This window comes from Streptomyces sp. NPDC050264 (genome assembly GCF_040655895.1).
Taxonomy (GTDB): domain Bacteria; phylum Actinomycetota; class Actinomycetes; order Streptomycetales; family Streptomycetaceae; genus Streptomyces.
Genome location: NZ_JBFAKV010000002.1, coordinates 484,767 through 503,175 on the forward strand (window position 1 = coordinate 484,767; position 18,409 = coordinate 503,175).

Annotated in this window: 14 protein-coding genes; 9 read left to right on the forward strand and 5 right to left on the reverse strand. The window is 71.1% G+C overall.

Annotated elements, in window-relative coordinates:
* The first annotated feature begins 80 nt into the window (after positions 1–80).
* The 4 genes from AB0J02_RS04890 to AB0J02_RS04905 are packed head-to-tail and all read left to right on the forward strand — an operon-like array spanning position 81 to position 2,037.
* The gene (locus AB0J02_RS04890; protein WP_363192140.1) at positions 81–515 is read left to right on the forward strand and encodes a roadblock/LC7 domain-containing protein; all 435 of its coding nucleotides are present in this window, start codon (positions 81–83) and stop codon (positions 513–515) included.
* Positions 516–517: 2 nt separating this feature from the next.
* Positions 518–889 (forward strand): DUF742 domain-containing protein, encoded by a 372-nt coding sequence (locus tag AB0J02_RS04895; RefSeq protein WP_363192141.1) that lies wholly within the window; start codon positions 518–520, stop codon positions 887–889.
* On the forward strand, positions 867–1,466 hold the full coding sequence (locus AB0J02_RS04900; protein WP_363192142.1) for an ATP/GTP-binding protein: 600 nt from the start codon (positions 867–869) through the stop codon (positions 1,464–1,466). The genes AB0J02_RS04895 and AB0J02_RS04900 overlap by 23 nt, the downstream gene beginning before the upstream one ends.
* A gap of 25 nt (positions 1,467–1,491) precedes the next feature.
* Positions 1,492–2,037 (forward strand): GAF domain-containing protein, encoded by a 546-nt coding sequence (locus AB0J02_RS04905; protein ID WP_363192143.1) that lies wholly within the window; start codon positions 1,492–1,494, stop codon positions 2,035–2,037.
* Here the strand turns inward: AB0J02_RS04905 and AB0J02_RS04910 are convergent.
* The 5 genes from AB0J02_RS04910 to AB0J02_RS04930 all read right to left on the reverse strand — a co-directional run bounded on the left by AB0J02_RS04910 (position 2,030) and on the right by AB0J02_RS04930 (position 10,675).
* Entirely contained in the window at positions 2,030–3,973 is a 1,944-nt protein-coding gene (locus AB0J02_RS04910; RefSeq protein WP_363192144.1) for a DUF2264 domain-containing protein, read from the reverse strand. The two genes, AB0J02_RS04905 and AB0J02_RS04910, sit on opposite strands and share 8 nt — an antisense overlap.
* A gap of 131 nt (positions 3,974–4,104) precedes the next feature.
* Positions 4,105–6,513, reverse strand: coding sequence for a polysaccharide lyase 8 family protein (locus AB0J02_RS04915; protein ID WP_363192145.1), 2,409 nt, complete (start codon positions 6,511–6,513; stop codon positions 4,105–4,107).
* A gap of 72 nt (positions 6,514–6,585) precedes the next feature.
* Entirely contained in the window at positions 6,586–7,989 is a 1,404-nt protein-coding gene (locus tag AB0J02_RS04920) for a M60 family metallopeptidase (RefSeq protein ID WP_363192146.1), read from the reverse strand.
* A 374-nt stretch (positions 7,990–8,363) separates the two neighbouring features.
* Complete coding sequence (locus AB0J02_RS04925; RefSeq protein ID WP_363192147.1) at positions 8,364–9,461, reverse strand: LacI family DNA-binding transcriptional regulator; 1,098 nt, start codon at positions 9,459–9,461, stop codon at positions 8,364–8,366.
* Between the two features lie 143 nt (positions 9,462–9,604).
* Entirely contained in the window at positions 9,605–10,675 is a 1,071-nt protein-coding gene (locus AB0J02_RS04930) for a hydroxyacid dehydrogenase (protein WP_363192149.1), read from the reverse strand.
* Between the two features lie 271 nt (positions 10,676–10,946).
* Between AB0J02_RS04930 and AB0J02_RS04935 the strand changes: the two genes are divergently transcribed.
* The 5 genes from AB0J02_RS04935 to AB0J02_RS04955 all read left to right on the forward strand — a co-directional run bounded on the left by AB0J02_RS04935 (position 10,947) and on the right by AB0J02_RS04955 (position 18,407).
* Positions 10,947–11,906, forward strand: a complete 960-nt coding sequence (locus AB0J02_RS04935) for an ABC transporter permease subunit (protein WP_363192150.1) — start codon at positions 10,947–10,949, stop codon at positions 11,904–11,906.
* 94 nt (positions 11,907–12,000) lie between these two features.
* Positions 12,001–12,861 carry a carbohydrate ABC transporter permease gene (locus AB0J02_RS04940; RefSeq protein WP_363192209.1) on the forward strand — a complete coding sequence of 287 codons (861 nt, stop codon included), beginning with the start codon at positions 12,001–12,003 and terminating at the stop codon, positions 12,859–12,861.
* A gap of 56 nt (positions 12,862–12,917) precedes the next feature.
* Positions 12,918–14,618, forward strand: a complete 1,701-nt coding sequence (locus AB0J02_RS04945; protein WP_363192151.1) for an extracellular solute-binding protein — start codon at positions 12,918–12,920, stop codon at positions 14,616–14,618.
* Positions 14,615–16,069, forward strand: a complete 1,455-nt coding sequence (locus AB0J02_RS04950) for a M1 family metallopeptidase (protein ID WP_363192152.1) — start codon at positions 14,615–14,617, stop codon at positions 16,067–16,069. Before AB0J02_RS04945 ends, AB0J02_RS04950 begins: the two co-directional genes overlap by 4 nt.
* 130 nt (positions 16,070–16,199) lie before the next feature.
* Positions 16,200–18,407, forward strand: a complete 2,208-nt coding sequence (locus tag AB0J02_RS04955) for a right-handed parallel beta-helix repeat-containing protein (protein ID WP_363192153.1) — start codon at positions 16,200–16,202, stop codon at positions 18,405–18,407.
* Positions 18,408–18,409: the final 2 nt, after the last annotated feature.

Consider the following 18,409-nt stretch of genomic DNA (forward strand, 5'->3'; position numbering starts at 1 on the left):
CACCGGGCGGGCCCCACCCCGCCCCCACCGTCCCCCCGACCAGCACCACACCGAGCAGTCCACCAAGGAGTCGATCCCCCATGGCGAGCGATGTGCCGACGGGTCATGTGTCCGATCTCGACTGGCTGATGAGCGGCCTCGTCCAGCGCGTTCCCCACACCAACAGCGCCGTGCTCCTCTCCTCCGACGGACTCGTCAAGTCCGTGCACGGACTGGACGCCGACAGCGCCGACCACATGGCCGCCCTCGCGTCCGGTCTCTACTCGCTCGGCCGCAGCGCCGGTGTGCGGTTCGGTGACGGCGGCGACGTACGGCAAGTGGTGGTGGAACTCGACTCCACCCTGCTGTTCGTGTCGACCGCCGGCTCCGGCACCTGCCTCGCGGTCCTCGCGGGTCGGGAGGCCGACGCCGCCGTCCTCGGCTACGAGATGGCCATGCTCGTCAAGAGCGTGCGCCCCTACCTGGTGACCGCGCCCCGCCAGCCCTCGCCCCAGCCCACGGCGATGAGGAATTGAGAGTGTCGGCCCCGCAGGACGGACCGTGGCTCGACGGCGCGGCAGGCCGGCTCGTACGCCCCTACACGGTCAGCAACGGGCGCACCCGGCCCACGACGTCGATGGACCTGCTGTCCCTGGTCATGGCCACCGGGGCGACGCCCCTCGGCTACCTGGGGCCGGAACACAGCCAAGCACTCGAACGGTGTGCGCAGCCCACGTCGGTCGCGGAGATCGCCGGCCATCTGGGGCTCCCCGCGGCCGTCACCAAGGTCCTTCTCTCCGACCTCGTCGACTGCGGGGCCGTCACCACCAAGCCCCCCACGTTCCACGACAACCCCACTGACCGGTCCCTACTGGAGGCAGTGCTCGATGGACTACGACGACAGCTCTGACCCCTTCCCCACCGCACTGAAGATCCTGGTCGCGGGGGGATTCGGGGTCGGCAAGACGACTTTCGTCGGCGCGGTCAGCGAGATCGCTCCGCTCAGCACCGAAGAGCTGCTCACCACCGTCAGCGCCGCGACCGACAATCTCGACGGCATCGAGAACAAGGTCGAGACGACCGTCGCCATGGACTTCGGACGCATCACCCTCGACCCCGAACACGTGCTGTACCTCTTCGGCACACCGGGCCAGGAACGCTTCTGGTTCATGTGGGACGAACTCTCCGAGGGCGCGCTCGGCGCGGTGATCCTCGCCGACACCCGCCGCCTGGAGGACTGCTTCGCCGCCGTCGACTTCTTCGAGGAGCGCGGCATGGGCTTCATCGTGGCGGTCAACGAGTTCGACGGCGGCTACCGCTACGAACCCGAAGAGGTGCGCGCCGCCATCGACCTCGACCCCCAGGTGCCCGTGGTGCGCTGCGACGCGCGCATCTCCAGCTCCGGCATCCAGACCCTGCTCACCCTGGTCCGGCACCTGCTGGCGCACGCCGCCCCGGCGGCCACCGGTTTCGGAGCCCACACATGACGTACGACAGCCGCGGAGCGGACGTATGACGTACGACGCGACCGGGCGTCTGCTGCTGACCCCGGTCGACCGGGAGGGCCCCGACCGTGCGCGCAGACTGCGCCGCCTCGATGTGGGGCTGCGCCCGGAACCGGCCTTCGACCTGTTCGCGGACCGGCTCGCCGACGTGACCGGAGCGCCCTACGCCATGGTCAACTTCATCGACGGGACCCGGCAGTTCTTCGCGGGACTCCACACGCCCGACGGGGACCGGCGCGGCGACGGGACGGCCCGCTACAGGGCGCGCGATCACGGTTACTGCCCCCATGTAGTCATGCGGCGCAAAGCGCTCGTCCTTGAAGACGTGCGCGACTACCCGAGGTTCGCGGGCAACCCTGTGGTCGACGAGAGCGGCATCCGCTCCTACTTGGGGGCGCCGCTGCTCGACGACTGCACGGGCCTCGCGCTCGGCACCGTATGCGTGGTGGACACCGCACCCCGCCCTTGGGGGAGGGCCGGGCTCGCGACCATCAAGACGCTGGCCGGTGAGCTGATGGAGGTGGTGCGTCGGCGCGGGGACCTGATCACCTGACAGCCGGCTCCCGCGTCGTCGGGCCGCCCGGGACCGTCACCGTCTCCCCGTCCGGGAATGTGACGCACACCTGTCCGTCGTCGTCCACCACGCACGAGATCGACTCGCGCAGCGCCTGCGGGTGCACCACGTCGCGGGTCAGCGCCACCAGCGTGACGTACGTGCCGATGCCGCCGGGGTGCCGTGCGGCGCGGAGGCAGGGCGTCGCCGAGTGCGGGCCGTGGGCGTTGGCCTCGACCTCGCGCGCGATGCCGGTCTCCTCGTCCCAGCCGTGCAGGGCCACCAGCGCGCTCGTCAGACCCGACTCCGTGACGGTCAGTGCCCAGCCCGGACCCTGCTCGGCGTGCGGACGCGTGGAGCCCGCGACCGCGTGCCCGCCCTCGCGCACGCCGACCCCGGCCGGCGCCTCGGCCCGGTGCACACGCAGCTCCCACGGCCCGTGCAGCACACTCGTCGACTCGATCGGGAACTCCTCTTCGGTCCCCGGGAGTTGAGCGTCATGACGGGAGGAGGCGCGGCGTCCCTCGCAGGTCAGCGGGTGGATGCGGCGGCGGCGCGACGGGGTGCCGTCGGGTGCGAGCAGGGCCAGGTGGTTGTCGACGGCGCGCGCCCAGGCGTGCGGCGCGGACTCGGGGGCGGTGGCCGTGGAGTAGGCGAGCTTGGCGTAGTGCGGGTCGTCGGTGGCCGGGCCTTCGAGCGGGTTGTGGTCGCTGCCGTGGTTGATCAGACGGACGATGCCGTCGTGCGGAGTGCCGTGCAGCAGCCAGCCCGGCGCGGGCAGCGCCGTGTACTGCTCCGACTGCTCGACGGGCAGCGGGAGTTCACGCTCCGTCCACACCGGATGGTCGGCGGGCAGCAGCAGGCCGAGGAAGCCCTTGCTGGCCCAGTACGGCGACGCGGGCCCCGAGTACGCCTGGGTCGACGGCAGGAACGTGTCGTACCAGCCGAGCGGCAGCAGCCCCCGCTCGTCCGGCACGCCACGCTCCACGAAGTGCCGGGCCGCGCCGGACGCCAGGCGCCGGGTCAGGCCGGGCGCCAGCGGGGTGCAGTCGGCCAGCGCCCCCATCCAGACCGGGGCGGTCGCCGCGAACCGGTAGGTCAGGGAGCGGCCCTGGTGCACCGGGGCGCCGTCGCCGCCGAAGAACTGCGGGTACGTGCCCAGGAATTGGCCGAGCCGCTCGCGGTAGACCCGGCCGCGCCCGCCGTCGCCGTCCGGTCCGGCCATGCGGGCCCACAGCAGTGGGTACAGGTGCATCGCCCAGCCGATGTAGTAGTCGAAGTTGCGGCCGTCCCCGTCGGTGTACCAGCCGTCGCCGACGTACCAGTCCTCGATCCGGTCGAGGCCGCCGTCGATGTCGCTCCGGCTGTACGGAGCGCCGACCGACGCCAGGAACTGCTCCGACACCACTTGGAACAGGCGCCAGTTGTTGTCCCAGGTCCGCCCGCCGACGAACCCCGAGAACCAGTCGACGACCCGCTCCTGGACGCGGGTGTCGAGCCGGTCCCAGATCCAGGGACGGGTCTCGTGCAGGCCGATCGCGATCGAGGCCGCCTCCACCATTTGCTGGGAGCAGTCGGTGAGCTCGGGCCAGGCCTCTCCGCTGTCACGGTCCGTGCCCGTTGTCAGACCCTCCGTGTACCTTTCGATCAGGTGGGACAGGGCGGGCGAAGCGTGCTCGTCGGTCCCGCCGCCCGCGCCCGCTATCCGGAAGGAGGCCAGCAGAAATGTCCGAGCGAACCCTTCGAGCCCGTCCGAGACGACCCCGGACCAGCTGGCCCGTCCCGGCAGCCGGTACTGCGCGAACCCCGGTGTGGCATAGGGCAGCAGCGCCTCCAGCTGCCGGTCGGCCAGAGCTTCCCAGTGCGCCCGCGTCCAGCCCGTCAGCGGGGAGCGGACACGGTCGGTGGGCGGCAGGGAGAAGTACGGGGCGGGCATGGTGGTTCGCTGGCTCCTCGGTCGGTCTGCGGGACAGGCGGCGAAGATCTTCTTCGCCGGACCCTATGCGCGGTACGTGCTGACGTCGATGGTCGGTGCGCCGGTGTCGGATGCCCGGCGCGAGGCTGTGATCAGGCGAGTTCGGCCGTGTGCGTCTGGCCGCGCGAACCGCCGACCTGGACGGTGAGGACGGGGCGGCGTCCGGGCGCGACGCTGATCGTGTCGTCGGCACTGACCAACCGTCGTACAGGAAACGGCAGTTCGACCGCCAGGGTCGCCGTGGTGCGGCCCGGGTCCGCGACGGCCACCGTGACGCCATGGCCGTGGCGGCGTACGAGGACGGTGCCGGGTCCGTCCGTGCGCAGCCCGCCGACGGCACCCGCGGCCCAGAAGTGCGCGGCGAGCAGCCCGAGCCGGGGCGACTCGACGGCCTGGACGGTGCCGTCGGAGGCGACGATCCGCACCGGCCGGGACCGGGACCAGACGGCGGTCGCGGCGGCGGTCGCGCCCGGCAGCAGGACATAGGCGTAGGAAGCGGAGACGGGGGAGGGGCCGTGGTCGAACCAGAGAGTGGCGTAGCGGCGGGTGAGCGGGGTGGTGCTGCCGCCGGTGTCCGCGCCGGTGTTCAGGGCCCGCCAGGTACCGGTGCGTTCCTCGCGCAGGGCGCGCAGCGGGCCGCCGGACGGGAAGACGTATCCGCCCGTGCCCTCCAGATGGGCCCAGCGCGCGCCGGGCAGGGACGCCGACCAGCCCTGTCGCGGGGGTTTCCGGTGACCGTCGACGACGAGCCGGGGCGCTCCGCCGGCGTGCAGGTTCCGGTTCTCGACGACCGTCTCGATGGTGCGGCCGTCGCTCGCCGTGATGTCCGCGCCGAGCGCGACGACGGCGTTGTCCACGAAGAACCACGTCTTCTTGGCGCGCAGTGTCGACCCGTCGGCGATCAGTTCCATGGCGGCCGCGCCGTAGCGGCCGTCGAGGACGGCGCCGCCCGCGACGGCGTTCTTCGGGCGGAACGTACTGGTCCCGCCGCCCGTGCCGAGGTCGGTCCTGGCCCGCGTGTCCACCGTCGTACCCGGCAGGCGGTACGGGTCGACCGTCGGCCAGAAGCCGTCGCCGAACGCGTCGGGATCGTCGCCGTCGTACAGGTAGGTCATGCCGTCGCCGGTGTACCAGCCGTGCAGGTTCTCGCCGTTGCCCGCCTCGTATGCGGAGATGCGCTTCGAGGACAGCGACAGGGCGCATGCCCAGCGCGGGCGGCGGTGCACGACCCGGTCCATGCCGGCGAACACGAAGTGCCCGGTGAGCCGGTCCGCGGGCCGCACGGCCGGATCGTCGAGGACGGCCTTCGCGCGCGCCAGGGCGGGGACGCCGACCAGACTCGCGTACGGGGTCTCCTTGTTGCGCGAGTCGTTGCGCAGGATCCAGCCCTTGGCCGCCGCGCGCCAACGGCCGGCGTACGACTGCGGTGCGCCGTCGGCGAGTTGGAGGACGTACGAGACGGCCACGGCGCCGTCGGTGTGATCGGGGGCGCGCTCACGGGATATCGCGCGGCCACGCACGGCGTCCATCATCAGGCCGTCGAACAGGACGGGGGAGAAGGTCCGGTCGACGGCCTCGTGGAGCACCGAGACGTCCGGGTCGGTGACGGCCCAGTCGGAGCCGGCGAGGAGCGCGATGAGCTGACCCGCGCTGCCCAGCAGGATGCTGCCGTACGTACCCGTATAGGCGACGTAGTCGTGCTGGACGAAGGAGCCGTCCGCGTAGAACCCGTCGCCCGAAGTGACGTACTGGAAAAGGCTGTTCCGGCCGCCGTCGCGGACGTCGGACAGGCCGTCGCGGGCCAGGGCGAGCGTGGCGGCGTCCCGGGCGAGCAGTCCGCGCAGGGCGACGATGACGGCCTTGTCGGCGCGGTTGGCGCCGGTCTCGGCGAGGGAGGGGGAGTTGGTGCGGCGGTCCGGGTCCGGGACGAAGCGGGCGACGGCGCTCACGTACGCGGCGAGATCGTCGGCGGGCAGCCGCGCGTGCAGCAGGACGCAGGTGTCCACGAGGGCGCGGGGCGCGCCGATCTCCCAGAACCACCAGTTGCCGGACTCGGAGCGGGCCGGGTTGTAGCCGACGCTGTGGAGGAAGCGCAGCGCGTCGAGCAGCCCGGCGAGCACGGCCGCGTCGCCGGTCAGCGAGGTGCCCGGGGTGGCCCAGGCGGTGGCGATTGTGCGCAGCCGTGGATAGCTCTGGCCGAACATGCCGGGGTCGGCGGCGGGGGAGAGGTCGGGCCACAGCGCCGTGCGTCCCGCGGACGTGTCGAGCTGCTGCCACCAGGCGGCTGCCTGGCGGTCCAGGGCGGTGAGCGCCGCCGCGAAGTCGGGGTCGGCGGCGTCGAAGTCCCCGCCGGTGAGCTGCTGCTCGGCGCGGGCGAGGAGCGTGTCGTACGGGTCGGTGCTGGTGCTGGTGTCGGCGGCGGCGCTTCCGGCGTGCGGGAGCACGGTCGCGGCGGCGCCCGCTCCGGCGAGCGCGAGGGTCTGGCGTCGGGTCGGATCCATGGTCGGTCGTCACCCTCCGGATCGGGCGGACAGGGGTCGGTCACACAGTCGTCCGCGGTCAGCAGACGGCGGTCAGTCGGACAAGGTGGCCGGATCGACGGGCGGCTTCGGGAGGTTGAGTGTGGCGAGTGCGGCGAGACCCTCGGGATCGATCGGGTACGCCCACCGGTCCACGAAGAAGTCGGTGAGGTCGTAGCCGCTGACGCGGCTGGTGTACACGGCGAAGTTGGTCCAGCGCAGGGCGTCCTGGGTGGCCCAGTCGGACTGCGGGTTCTCGGTGCGGATGAGCCGGTGCAGCCTCGGCCAGAGGCCCGTGCCGAAGGCGAGTTCCAGCTGGCGCAGCGAGACCAGCTTCTCGTAGGCGCCGAAGGAGGTGGCGAAGGCGAGACCCGGCGTGCCGAGCTTGGGCAGCGCGGACTGAAACGGGGTGAGGCCGGAAGCGGCATCCGGGACGAGGAGGTTGGAGGGCTGTCCGAGGACGTGTTGCGCGGCCAGCGAGTAGATGTTGACGGAGACCTCGGTCAGGCCGGACGGGCGGTACGCGAACTGCTGATGCAGGTGCCCGAGTTCGTGGTAGAGCCCCCACCCGCGCGTGGTGAGGCCCTGGACGGTCAGGAGCCGGTCGAAGTAGGCGGGCGGGAAGGCGTTGTAGTAGTGCGTGGCATACGCGCCGACCCCGGCCGGCACCTTCGGCACCTCGCTGAACTGGTAAGGGCCCGCCTTGCGCCGGTGCGGTGCGGACGAGCCGTCGAGCCCGGCGACGTCGGCATGAGAGGCGATGACCTGCTCGAAGATCTCCATCAGCCGTGTGTGGTCCTCACCCCGGTAGGGCAGGAAGTTCGCCCGGGTGACGGTCACGAGGGCGTGCGGCGAGGACAGTTCGACGTACAGCGAGTCGGTGAGGGTGTCGAGTTGCTGCTGGAACCGGTCCTCCGTCGTCTCGCCCAGGACGAACGTCGGCATGCGCACGGCACCCTGCACGAAGGTGACCTGAGCGCGCTCGCCGTGGCCGGGCAGGCGCAGATGGATCGGCCCGCCGTAGGTGTCGCTGAAGGTGTTGACGCCCTGGGTCAGGGTGATGGCGCGGGGCGTCAACAGGTCGGCGTTGTCGGGGTGGTTGTCGAACGTGCCGATGTGCAGCGTCGGCAGGACTCCGTCGAGGGCCTTCACCCGGATACTGATCTGCGCGCCCGCGGGGGCGTAGCGGCCGGTGGCGATGAAGTCGCTGCCGCGGTAGGTCGTGGCCAGCCGGAGCCGCTCGGTCTCGGCGTCCGGGAACGCCTCGATGAGCAGCGTGTCGCCGTCGCGCGCACCGTGTGCGGTCGACGCCGCGGCGGTTCCGGCGCCGCCGCTGAGAAGCGCGGCGGCACCGATCCCGGCGAAGCCGGCGAGCACGGAACGACGTCCGATTCCGGGGGAGTTGGCAGGGCGGGGGATGGCGGCGGAGGCGGGAAGGGGCAGGTCGGCAGGGCGCATCCAGAGACTCCCATGGGGACGATGAACGTCGGAGCGATGGGCGGGACGGGCGTGAGAACTGCGCGCCAGCATGTAAGCGTTTGCTATCCGGCCGCAAGAGGGTCCGGAGAGTTTCTGTTCGTTACTACGTCGAGCACGTCCGGTCCGAGCAGGACTGCGCATGCGGTCGGGCGGCGGGCGGGGTGGCTCGGTCAGGGTCCCAGGGCCTGTCTTCAAACTCCTCTCTGCCCGGCGCCGCCCGGCACGTACTCCCGCCGCACCGGGCGCAAAGCCGAGTACGCCCCGTACGAGGCCCCGCACCCGGCCCGCCGAGAGCACGCACCGAACGCCGCCGGGCCGCCCTCCGGGCGACGAGAGGAGTGTGAAGACGCGCCCTAGGCGCGCGGCGGCGCCACGGAGTCCCGCACGACCAGCTGCGTGCCGAGCCGCAGTGTGCCCGTGGTGGGGGCGCGCCAGTCGTCCTCGTCGCCTCCGTTGAGCGCGACCCGTACCGCCTGGCGGCCCATCTCCTCCAGGGGGATACGGACCGTCGTCAGACGCGGCCGCAGCTCCTGGGCCACCGGGATGTCGTCGTAGCCGACCAGGGAGACGTCCTGCGGGATGCGGACGCCGGCCTCCTCAAGGGCCTGTGCCGCGCCCGCCGCCACGATGTCGTTCGCGGCGAACACCGCGGTGAACCGGGGCCCCTCCCGCAGGAGTTCGGTCATGCGCCGGTATCCGAAGGCGCGGCTGAACGCGCCCGGCTGCTCCAGTGCGGGCTCGCGCGCGATGCCACGCAGTTCGAGCGCGCGGCGGTGACCCGCGAGCCGGTCCTTCGCGGTGGACAGGCCGGGCGGCCCGCCGAGGTACAGGATCCGCTCGTGGCCCTGCGCGATCAGGTGGTCGGTGAGGGCGAAGGCGCCGCCCTCGTTGTCGTATTCCACGCCGACCGTGGGCGCGCCGTGGCCGATCGAGGGGCGGCCGCACAGCACCAGCTTGGAGCCTCCCGCATCCAACTCCCTTGCCCTGCGCGCCAGTTCGACCTTGTAGTCGCGGTCGTCGACACTGCCGCCGACCAGCACCACGGCGTCGGCGCGCCGCTCGTGCATCAGCTCGATGAAGGCCAGCTCGCGCCGCGGGTCGCCCTGGGTGCAGCAGACCAGGCAGAGCCGGTCGCCATCGGTGGCCTCCCGTTCGACCCCGCGGGCGATATAGGCGTAGAAGGGGTCGATGAGCTCGCTCACGATGATGCCGACGGTGCGGCCGGAGACCCCGGCGAGGGCGCGGGCATGGGCGTTGACCACATACCCGAGCTCGCGCATCGCCGCTTCCACACGCTCGCGCGTCTCCGCGGCGACCGGGTAGTTGCGGTTCATCACGCGGGACACGGTCGCCGTGGAGACGCCGGCCCGCTTGGCCACGTCGACGACGGTCGCGCGGCGCTGCCCAGCGGTTCCGCCGCTGCCGGGTGCCGTCGAACTCTGCCGGGACATCCGGCCCACCCCCTGATGGTCGTTCTGGTCTGTCTGCCGCTGTGCTTGCTGCTGTGCCTGCGGGGCTGCCCGCTGGTCCGCCTGGGGCCGTCCGCCCGGCCTCGACACCGATTCCGAGCCTAGGCGGTGCGGGGCGGGCCCGTTCACGCGATCCGCTCCAGGTCGTCGAGGAGGACGGGGTGGTTGAGCGGCACCCCGCGCGCGTAGCGAGCGAGTTCGTCGACGGCGAGGGCGCCGAGCCGCCCCACCTCGTTGCCCTGGGCGCCCGCCATGTGCGGCGTGATGAAGACGTTGGGCAGGTCCCACAGCGGGTGGCCGGCGGGCAGCGGCTCCGGGTCGGTGACGTCGAGCACGGCGTCGATCCGGCCGCTGACCAGGTGTTCGGTGAGGGCGGAGGTGTCCACGAGCGGGCCGCGCGCGGTGTTCACGAGCAGTGCGCCCGGCCGCATCATGCCGAGCCGGCGGGCGTCCATCAGCTGCCGGGTCTCGTCGGTGTCGGGGGCGTGCAGGGTGACGACGTCGCTGGTGGCGACCAGCGTGTCCAGGTCGGTGCGGCTCGCGCCGAGCAGTTCGGCCTCGGCGTCGGAGACGTAGGGGTCGTACAGCAGCACCTCGGCGTCGAGGGAGCGCAGCAGCTGGACGACCCGGCGCCCGATCCGGGAGGCGCCGACCACGCCGACCGTGATGCCGCGGGTGCCGAGCCAGTGGTGCCGGTCCAGGTCGGCGTCGGTGCGATGGGTGCGCCGGCCGCGGAAGAGGTGGGCGAGCGGGAACGCCCGCTTGGCGCCCAGGATGATCGCGGCGAGGGTGAACTCGGCGACCGGTACCGCGTTGGCCGCGGCCGCCGAGGAGACCGTGATGCCGCGCTCGTACGCCGCCCGGCTCAGGAACGTCTTCACGGTGCCGGCCGCGTGGATCACCGCGCGCAGCCGGGGCGCCCGGTCGAGTACCGCGCTGTCGATGGCCGGGCAGCCCCAGCCGGTCAGCAGTACCTCGCACTCGGCGAGCGCGGCGCGCGCCTCCCGGCTGCCGAACTCCCGCACGACGTGCGGCGGCCGGATGTCCGCGGTCTCTTCGAGCCGGGCCCGCACGGGTGGCGGGAAGACGTCGTCGACGACCGCGGAATCCATCGCGAGAACCGTACGGGGCCGCCGCGAAGGCGGTGTGGCGTCGGCGGCCATGGCCTGGACCGGCGCCTCGTCAGTGGTACGCACCCTGCCTCCGGACAGTAAACGTGTTCTATGGCGTGACGGCACGCTAGGGAGGGTGCGGCTCGACCGTCAAGGTCAAGTGGCTTCATTGTGCCCTGAGTTGTCCGGTAGGGAGTGAAATGCCTGCCAGGAAAGGCCTGCTGAAAGCTGCTCGTAACCCAGCTGTTTCGCGCATCTATTGACGATGGGGTTAACCGCTTACTAACTTGCCGCCGCAGAAACACAGTTACGTGCGCCACCGCTTCTGCGCCACTCGGCCGAACAGGACCGCCCCATGACTGTTCCCGCACCACCCGCACCACCCACCGTCGTTTCCCGCAAGACCCTCTGGCAGCGCCTCAAGCGCGACAAGGTGATGCTGCTGCTGTGCCTGCCCGGCTTCCTGTATTTCGTGGTGTTCCATTACGTGCCGCTGCTCGGCTACATGGTGGCCTTCCAGGACTACCAGCCCTACCTGGGCTACATGCACAGCGCCTGGACCGGCCTCGCGAACTTCACGAACGCCTTCGCCGACCCCGACTTCTGGTCGGCGACCGGCAACACACTGGAGATCGCGCTCGTCCAGCTGGTCCTGTTCTTCCCCGTGCCGATCGGGCTCGCCCTGCTGCTCAACAGCATCGTCAGCGACAAATTGCGCCGCTTCGTACAGAGCGTCGTCTACCTGCCGCACTTCATCGGCTGGGTCATCATCGTCTCGATCTTCCAGCAGATCCTCGGCGGCGCGGGCGTCGTCCCCGACCTGCTCGAAGCCGTCGGCCTGCCGCGCTACGACATGATGACCGACCCGAACGCCTTCCCCTGGCTGCTCGCGCTCCAGGTCATGTGGAAGGACGCCGGCTGGGGCACCATCATCGTCCTCGCCGCGCTGCTCTCCATCGACCGCGGCCTGTACGAGGCGGCCGCCATGGACGGCGCCGCCCGATGGCGCCGCTTCTGGCACGTCACGCTGCCCGGCCTGTCCCCGGTGATCGTGCTGCTGCTGATCCTCAACCTCGGCAACATCCTCACCGTCGGCTTCGAGCAGATCCTGCTCCAGCGCGACGCCGTCGGCCCCGGCAGCGGCGAAGTCCTGGACACCTACGTCTACTTCCACGGCATCAAGGACAACCAGTGGGGCACCGCGGCCGCGGTCGGCCTGGTGAAGGCCGTGATCGGCACCGTGCTCGTCATCGGCGCCAACAAGTTCGCCCACCGGCTCGGCCACGAAGGGGTGTACCGCGGTGCTGACCGTTGATACGACCGCCACGACCGCGGTGCGCACGCGCCGCCGCAGGAGCGGTGCGCCCGCCGACGGTGAACTGCGCCCGTCCGGTGCCCGCCCGCCGTGGATGGAGCGCCCCACCAGGGCCGGGCTCGTCCTGAAGGGCCTCGCCCTCGTCATCGTCGTGGGCCTGGTCGCGTACCCGCTGCTCGGTGTGATCGGCACGAGCTTCGCCTCGCAGACCGACATCATCAGGTCCAACGGCCTCGTCCTGTGGCCCGACCACCCCAACCTCGACGCCTACCGCACCGCGTTCACCGGCGGCCGCGTCACCCGCGCCCTGTTCGTGAGCGTCGGCGTCACCGTCCTCGGCACCGCGTGCAGCCTGCTCGCCACCATCGGAATGGCGTACGGGCTCTCGCGGCGCGGCGTCGTCGGCGGCCGCTTCATCCTGATGACGGCCCTGTTCACCATGCTGTTCAACGCGGGCGTCATCCCCAACTTCCTTCTGGTGAAGGAACTCGGCCTCTACAACACCTTCGCCGCGCTCGTCCTGCCCACCATGGTGAGCGCCTTCAACCTCGTCGTGATGCGCGCCTTCTTCATGAACCTGCCGGAGGAGCTGTACGACGCCGCGAAGGTCGACGGCGCGGGCGACTTCCGCACCCTGGTCCGCGTCGTGCTGCCGCTGTCGAAGGCGGTCGTCGCCGTCGTCGGCCTCTTCTACGCCGTCGCGTACTGGAACGCGTACTTCAACGCCCTGCTGTACCTCGGCGACAACGACAAATGGCCGCTGCCGATGGTGCTGCGCACCTTCATCCTCCAGGGCCAGAACCTCGACACCGCCGCGGCCGGCGAGGCGATCGCCCCGCAGCAGGCCGTGCAGATGGCCGTGCTCGTGATCGCGGTCGTGCCGATCCTGCTCGTCTACCCGTTCCTCCAGCGGTTCTTCACCAAGGGCGTCCTCACCGGCGCCGTCAAGGGCTGAAGAAGTCACCGCTGCCCCCGACTTGCCGTCTATCCCCTCGTGTTGAGGAGCCATCGATGTCCGGCACCACATCCGTCAACCGCCGCACCCTGTTCCGCTGGGGTGCGGGCGCCGGCCTCGCCGTCGTCGCGGCCCCGCTGCTCGCCGCCTGCGGCGACGGCGGCACCGCGGCCAAGGCCGAGGCCAACAGCGCCAAGCTGCTCCCGACGACCACCGTCCGCTCCATCGGCGTCAACGCCGATCTGCCCGGCACAGCGGCCGGCGTGCCCAACGCCTTCCTGAAGTACCCGGCGAACCCGGCCCGCGCCACCAAGGGCACCCCGCTCAAGGGCGCCAAGAAGATCACCGCGGTGACCGAGACGTTCGCGCCGCTGCCGCCCGAGCGCGGCAAGAACGCGGCGTGGCGGGAGGTGGAGAAGCTGCTCGGCGCCCAGGTCGACTTCACGGCGGTGCCCGCGGACGACTACCCGGCGAAGTTCTCCACCATGGTGGCCGGCGACCAGCTCCCCGACATCTTCATGTACCCGGAGACCGGCGGCGTCGACAACAAGGGCGCCTTCCTCACCGCCAAGTGCGCGGACCTGACCCCGCACCTGTCCGGGGACAAGGTCAAGGACTATCCGAACCTGGCCGCCGTCCCCGAGTACGCCTGGCAGGACGCCATCTACGCGGGCAAGCTCTACGGCATCCCGATCGCCCGCTCCGGCAGCGGCGGCGCCGGCTTCTACCGCGCCGACCTCTTCAAGAAGGCCGGCGTCACCTCCCTCGACCAGATCGACAGCGTCGAACGGCTCGTGGAGCTGGCCAAGGACCTCACCGACGCGAAGAAGAAGGAGTACTTCTTCACCGGCGGCAGCCTGAACCTGCTCGCCATGTCGGCCGGCGCCCAGCACTACTGGAAGCACGACCACAAGACGGGCGAGTGGACCTACCAGCTGGAGGACGAGGCGTACCGGCACGCCGTCGAGACCGCCGCCGAGCTGTACAAGGCGGGCTGCTTCTACCCCGGCACCGTGCAGATGTCCGGCGCCCAAAAGGCCCAGTACACCGGCCTGTTCATGAACGGGAAGGCCGCGTACGTCTATGACGGCATGCCGTCCTACCTGACCACCTCCACCGGCTACGTCGACGCGATGGCCGCCATCGACGCCTCCTTCGACGTGCGGCCCATGGTGCCCGTCGGCAAGGACGCCGTCGTCTGGACCGACAACGTCTCGCTGCAGAACTGCCACCTCACCAAGGCCGACGACAAGCGCGTGAAGGAACTGCTGCGCCTCGCCGACTTCGCCGCGTCGCCCTTCGGTTCGGCCGAGTACACACTCATCAACTACGGCGTCGAGGGCACCGACCACCAGCGGGACAAGCGCGGCACCCCCGTGCTCACCAAGCAGGGCGCGCAGGACGTCACCGTGCCCTGGTCCAAGCTCGCCTCCGCGACCCCCGCGTTCTTCAGCGCCACCCACCCCGACGCGGCGCGCTACGTCCACGAGGCGTACACGAAGCTCATCCCGAAGATGATCGAGGACCCCACGCTCGCCTACACGGCACCGACCTGGGACTCCAAGGGCCTGGGCAGTCTCTACAGCATCCACCTCGACGGCGTGAAGGACCTCATCACCGGCCGAAAGCCGCTGTCGTCGTACGACGCCCTGGTGAAGAAGTGGCGTAACGCCGGAGGCGACAAGTGCCGGACCGAGTTCGAGCAGGCCTCCCGGCAGTCGTCCTCACACCAGTCCTCGGGGAAGGGGAAGAAGTGAGCACCAGCAGACGCGCACTCCTGAAGGGCGCGGGCGTCGCCGCGTTCACGGTCCCGCTGTTCGCCACGGCCGCCCACGCCAAGGGCTTCGACCCGCGGCCCGGTGCCGACGGCGTCGGCGACCCGCTCTTCCCGACGCTCGGCAACGGCGGCTATCAGGTCACGCACTACGACCTGACCTTCGACTTCACGCCGGTCACCTACGACTTCACGGGCGTGGTCACACTCTCCGCGAAGGCCACGCAGGACCTGTCCTCGTTCAACCTGGACACCGACGGCCACACCATCGACGCGATCGCCGTCAACGGCCGCGGCGCCGCCTTCGCCCTGTCCGTCGGCCAGTCCGGCCAAGAGCTGACCGTCACTCCTTCCCAGCCCCTGCACAAGGGCGCGCCGTTCACCGTCACGGTGAGGTACCGCGGCAACGGCAAGGCCCCGCGCGTGGGCCTGACCGGCTGGCGGTTCGGCACCGACGGCGGATTCGCCTCCGCCGTGCAGTCCTCGCGCGCCGACACGTTCCTGCCGTGCAACGACACGCCGTCCGACAAAGCCACCTGGACCTTCCACATCGCCGCGCCCGAAGGCTATGTCGCCGCAGCCAACGGCGAGTTGACCGGAAAGGACAAGCGCCCCGACGGCTCCACCCTGTGGCACTTCGCGCTGCGCGAGCGGATGCCCACCGAACTCCTCGGTATCGCCGTTGTCAAAGGCGCGTACCTGTACGGCACTTCACACACCGGGCTGCCGCTGCGGCACATCGTCCCGCAGGGCCAGGAGGACAAGTACGGCCCGATCGTGGCCCGCACCCCGGACCATCTCGCCTGGCTGGAGGCGAAGTTCGGCCGGTACCCGTTCTCCGTGTACGGCGTGCACATCTACGACGGGTACACCGACGCGCTGGAGAACTCCACGCTCACGCTCATGGGCACCAACTGGTTCAAGCCCAGTGCCGACGGCAACCCCACGTACGAGAACACCATGGTCCACGAGCTGACCCACCAGTGGTTCGGTGACTCCGTGACCCCGAACGACTGGCAGCAGGCCTGGCTGAACGAGGGACCGGCCGTGTACTACGCCGCCCTGTACAGCGAGGAGCGCGGCTGGTCGCTGATGGACGACAAGATGAAGGCGACGTACGCGAAGCTGGACGCCGTCCGGGCGAGCGATGGCCCGCCCGGGCTGCCCAAGGCGCTGGGCGGCACCAACATCTACGACGGCGGAGCGCTCGTTCTCTACGCGCTTCAACTCCAGGTCGGACAGCGGAAGTTCGACCGCATTATGGGTCAGTGGCCGCGGCGCTTCCGGGACCGCACCGTCACCAGCGAGGACTTCATCCGGCACGCGGTCGCCGTGTCGGGGGAGCGGTCGCTCGACGCGTTCCTGCGGGCCTGGTTGTTCGGGGCGAAGAATCCTCCGATGCCGGGTCGTCCCGACTGGGCCGGTGCGGCGTGACCGGCGCACGGACCCGGCACCGGAGCGTCTTTCGGCCCGGGCCGTTCCCGGGGCGTACGTGGTCGCTCGCCCCGTGTCCCGCGCCCCCTCAGGACGCCACAGCACCCCCATCCGCAGGGAAGGTCACCGCATGAGAGCCCGCACCCGTGCCGCCGCGTTCCTCGCCGCCGCGGCCCTCGCACTCGTCCCTCTGTCCGCCGCTCAAGCCGCCTCCGCCCCGAAGGTCCTGCACGCCGCGCCGCACGGCTCCGGTGCCTCCTGCACCGTCGGGCACCCCTGCTCGGTGGAGGGCGCTCGGGACGCCGCGCGGGACGTCACCGGTCGGGCCGTACGCGTCGAACTAGCCGACGGAACATACGAGTTGCGTACGCCGCTGAAGCTCGGAGCCGACGACTCCGGTGTCACCTGGGCCGCCGCCCGCGGTGCCCGTCCCGTCCTCTCCGGTGGCCGCGCGCTGACCGGCTGGTCCGCGAACGCGGACGGCACCTGGACCACGAAGGTGCCCAAGGGAGTCGTCCCGCGTCAGCTCTTCGTCGACGGTCGACGCGCCGTGCGCGCCCGGGGCGACTCCTGCGCCGCCGCCGTGTGCGACGCCACCAGGACCGGCATGACCGGCGCGCAGGCCACGGGTATCGCCCAGTGGGCCCGGCCCACCGACGCCGAAGCCGTCATCCGCGTACGGTGGCGCAACTACCACTGCCGGATCGCGTCCGTCGCCGGTGACACCATGACGTTCGCCCAGCCCTGCTGGACCAACTCCGCGTCCGGCACGGACCGCACCGGACCCGCCTGGGACTCGACGGCCGTCGACTCGGCCCGCTACTCCAAGGTCGCCTTCTTCGAGAACGCCCGCGAACTCCTCGACCAGCCGGGCGAGTTCGTGTGGGACTCGGCCGCGCGGACCGTCACGTATCTGCCGCGCAAGGGCGAGAACCCGCGCCGCTTCCATGCCGTCACGCCCGTGACGGAGAATCTGCTCGTCCTCGACGGCGCGCACGACGTCCGCGTCACGGGCATCGGCTTCGCATACGCCGCCTACAGCCAGCCCTCCACGGACGAGGGGTACGCGGGTATGCAGGCCGGACTGACCCTGACCGGCGCCACGGGGCCCGTGGACCACGCGGGCCGGTTCTACACCAAGCCGGCCGCCGCCCTCACCGTGCGCGGCGGCAGACACGTCATGGTCGACCACGCGTCCTTCACCCAACTCGGCGGCGCGGGAGCGGTGTTCGAGCACGGCACGCAGGACTCGACCCTCACCCGCTCCCGCTTCAGCGACCTCTCCTCGGGCGCCGCGTACATAGGCGACACGGAACCCATGCCGGCACCCGAACTCGTAGGGGCCCACAACACGGTGTCGTACAACACCATCCGCGACACAGGAGTGGAGTACACGGACGCCGTAGGGATCTGGGCGGGGTACGAGGCCGGAACCGTCATCGACCACAACACCCTCGAAGACCTGCCCTACTCCGCGATCTCCGTCGGCTGGGGCTGGAACCAGCCCGAGGCCCAGCAGTCCGTACTGCGCGACAATCGCGTCACGAACAACCGGATCACCGACGTCATGCGGGTCGCCCAGGAACAGCACGACGGCGGCGCCGTCTACACCCAGGGCGCCCAGCCCGGCACCGTCGTCTCCGGCAACTACATCAACCGCAGCGCCTACGGGAACACCGAGCGCGACGGCAACGGCATCTACCTCGACGAACAGTCCAGCCACATCACGGTCAGCGGCAACGTGCTGACCCGCCTCGGCTACAAGTGGGTCTCCAACTGGGCCGACTACGGCATCGACAACCACGCCACCGGCAACTGGACCGACACCGACACCCCCGCCCTCGCGGGCACCGGATCGACCCTCACCGACAACCACACCAAGCTGGACCGCCTCCCCGCCGAGGCTCTGAAGGTCGCCGCGGCGGCGGGCGCCGAAGGGCACGGCCGCGTCGAACAGCTCCGCCCCGACCTGGCCCGTACCGGCACCGCCACCCAGTCCACGACCGACGGCACCGCAGCGGCGGCGCGGGCCGTCGACGGGGACACCTCCACCGACACCCGCACGCTCGCCGAGCCGGGCGCCTGGTGGCAGGTCGACCTCGGCGCCGTCCACTCCGTCGGCCAGGTCGAGATCTGGAACGACGCGTCGATGACGACGAGCGGCTTCGACGTACGGCTCGCGTCATCGGCCGACTTCTCCGACGCCACCACCGTCCACGTCACGGGCAAGGCACTGCGCCCCACCGTGCTCGGCACCGGCACCCGGGCCCGCTACGTCCGCGTCGAACTGACGGGCACCGGCCGCGTGGGCCTCGCCCAGGTCCAGGTACACCCGTAGAA

Excerpts from the sequence above, each read along its gene's own strand:
- AB0J02_RS04890 (WP_363192140.1), top strand. The coding sequence starts at position 81 with ATGGCGAGCGATGTGCCGACGGGTCATGTGTCCGATCTCGACTGGCTG.
- AB0J02_RS04900 (WP_363192142.1), top strand. The coding sequence starts at position 867 with ATGGACTACGACGACAGCTCTGACCCCTTCCCCACCGCACTGAAGATC.
- AB0J02_RS04905 (WP_363192143.1), top strand. The coding sequence starts at position 1,492 with ATGACGTACGACGCGACCGGGCGTCTGCTGCTGACCCCGGTCGACCGG.
- AB0J02_RS04910 (WP_363192144.1), bottom strand. The coding sequence starts at position 3,973 with ATGCCCGCCCCGTACTTCTCCCTGCCGCCCACCGACCGTGTCCGCTCC.
- AB0J02_RS04915 (WP_363192145.1), bottom strand. The coding sequence starts at position 6,513 with ATGGATCCGACCCGACGCCAGACCCTCGCGCTCGCCGGAGCGGGCGCC.
- AB0J02_RS04920 (WP_363192146.1), bottom strand. The coding sequence starts at position 7,989 with ATGCGCCCTGCCGACCTGCCCCTTCCCGCCTCCGCCGCCATCCCCCGC.
- AB0J02_RS04925 (WP_363192147.1), bottom strand. The coding sequence starts at position 9,461 with ATGTCCCGGCAGAGTTCGACGGCACCCGGCAGCGGCGGAACCGCTGGG.
- AB0J02_RS04935 (WP_363192150.1), top strand. The coding sequence starts at position 10,947 with ATGACTGTTCCCGCACCACCCGCACCACCCACCGTCGTTTCCCGCAAG.
- AB0J02_RS04940 (WP_363192209.1), top strand. The coding sequence starts at position 12,001 with ATGGAGCGCCCCACCAGGGCCGGGCTCGTCCTGAAGGGCCTCGCCCTC.
- AB0J02_RS04945 (WP_363192151.1), top strand. The coding sequence starts at position 12,918 with ATGTCCGGCACCACATCCGTCAACCGCCGCACCCTGTTCCGCTGGGGT.
- AB0J02_RS04955 (WP_363192153.1), top strand. The coding sequence starts at position 16,200 with ATGAGAGCCCGCACCCGTGCCGCCGCGTTCCTCGCCGCCGCGGCCCTC.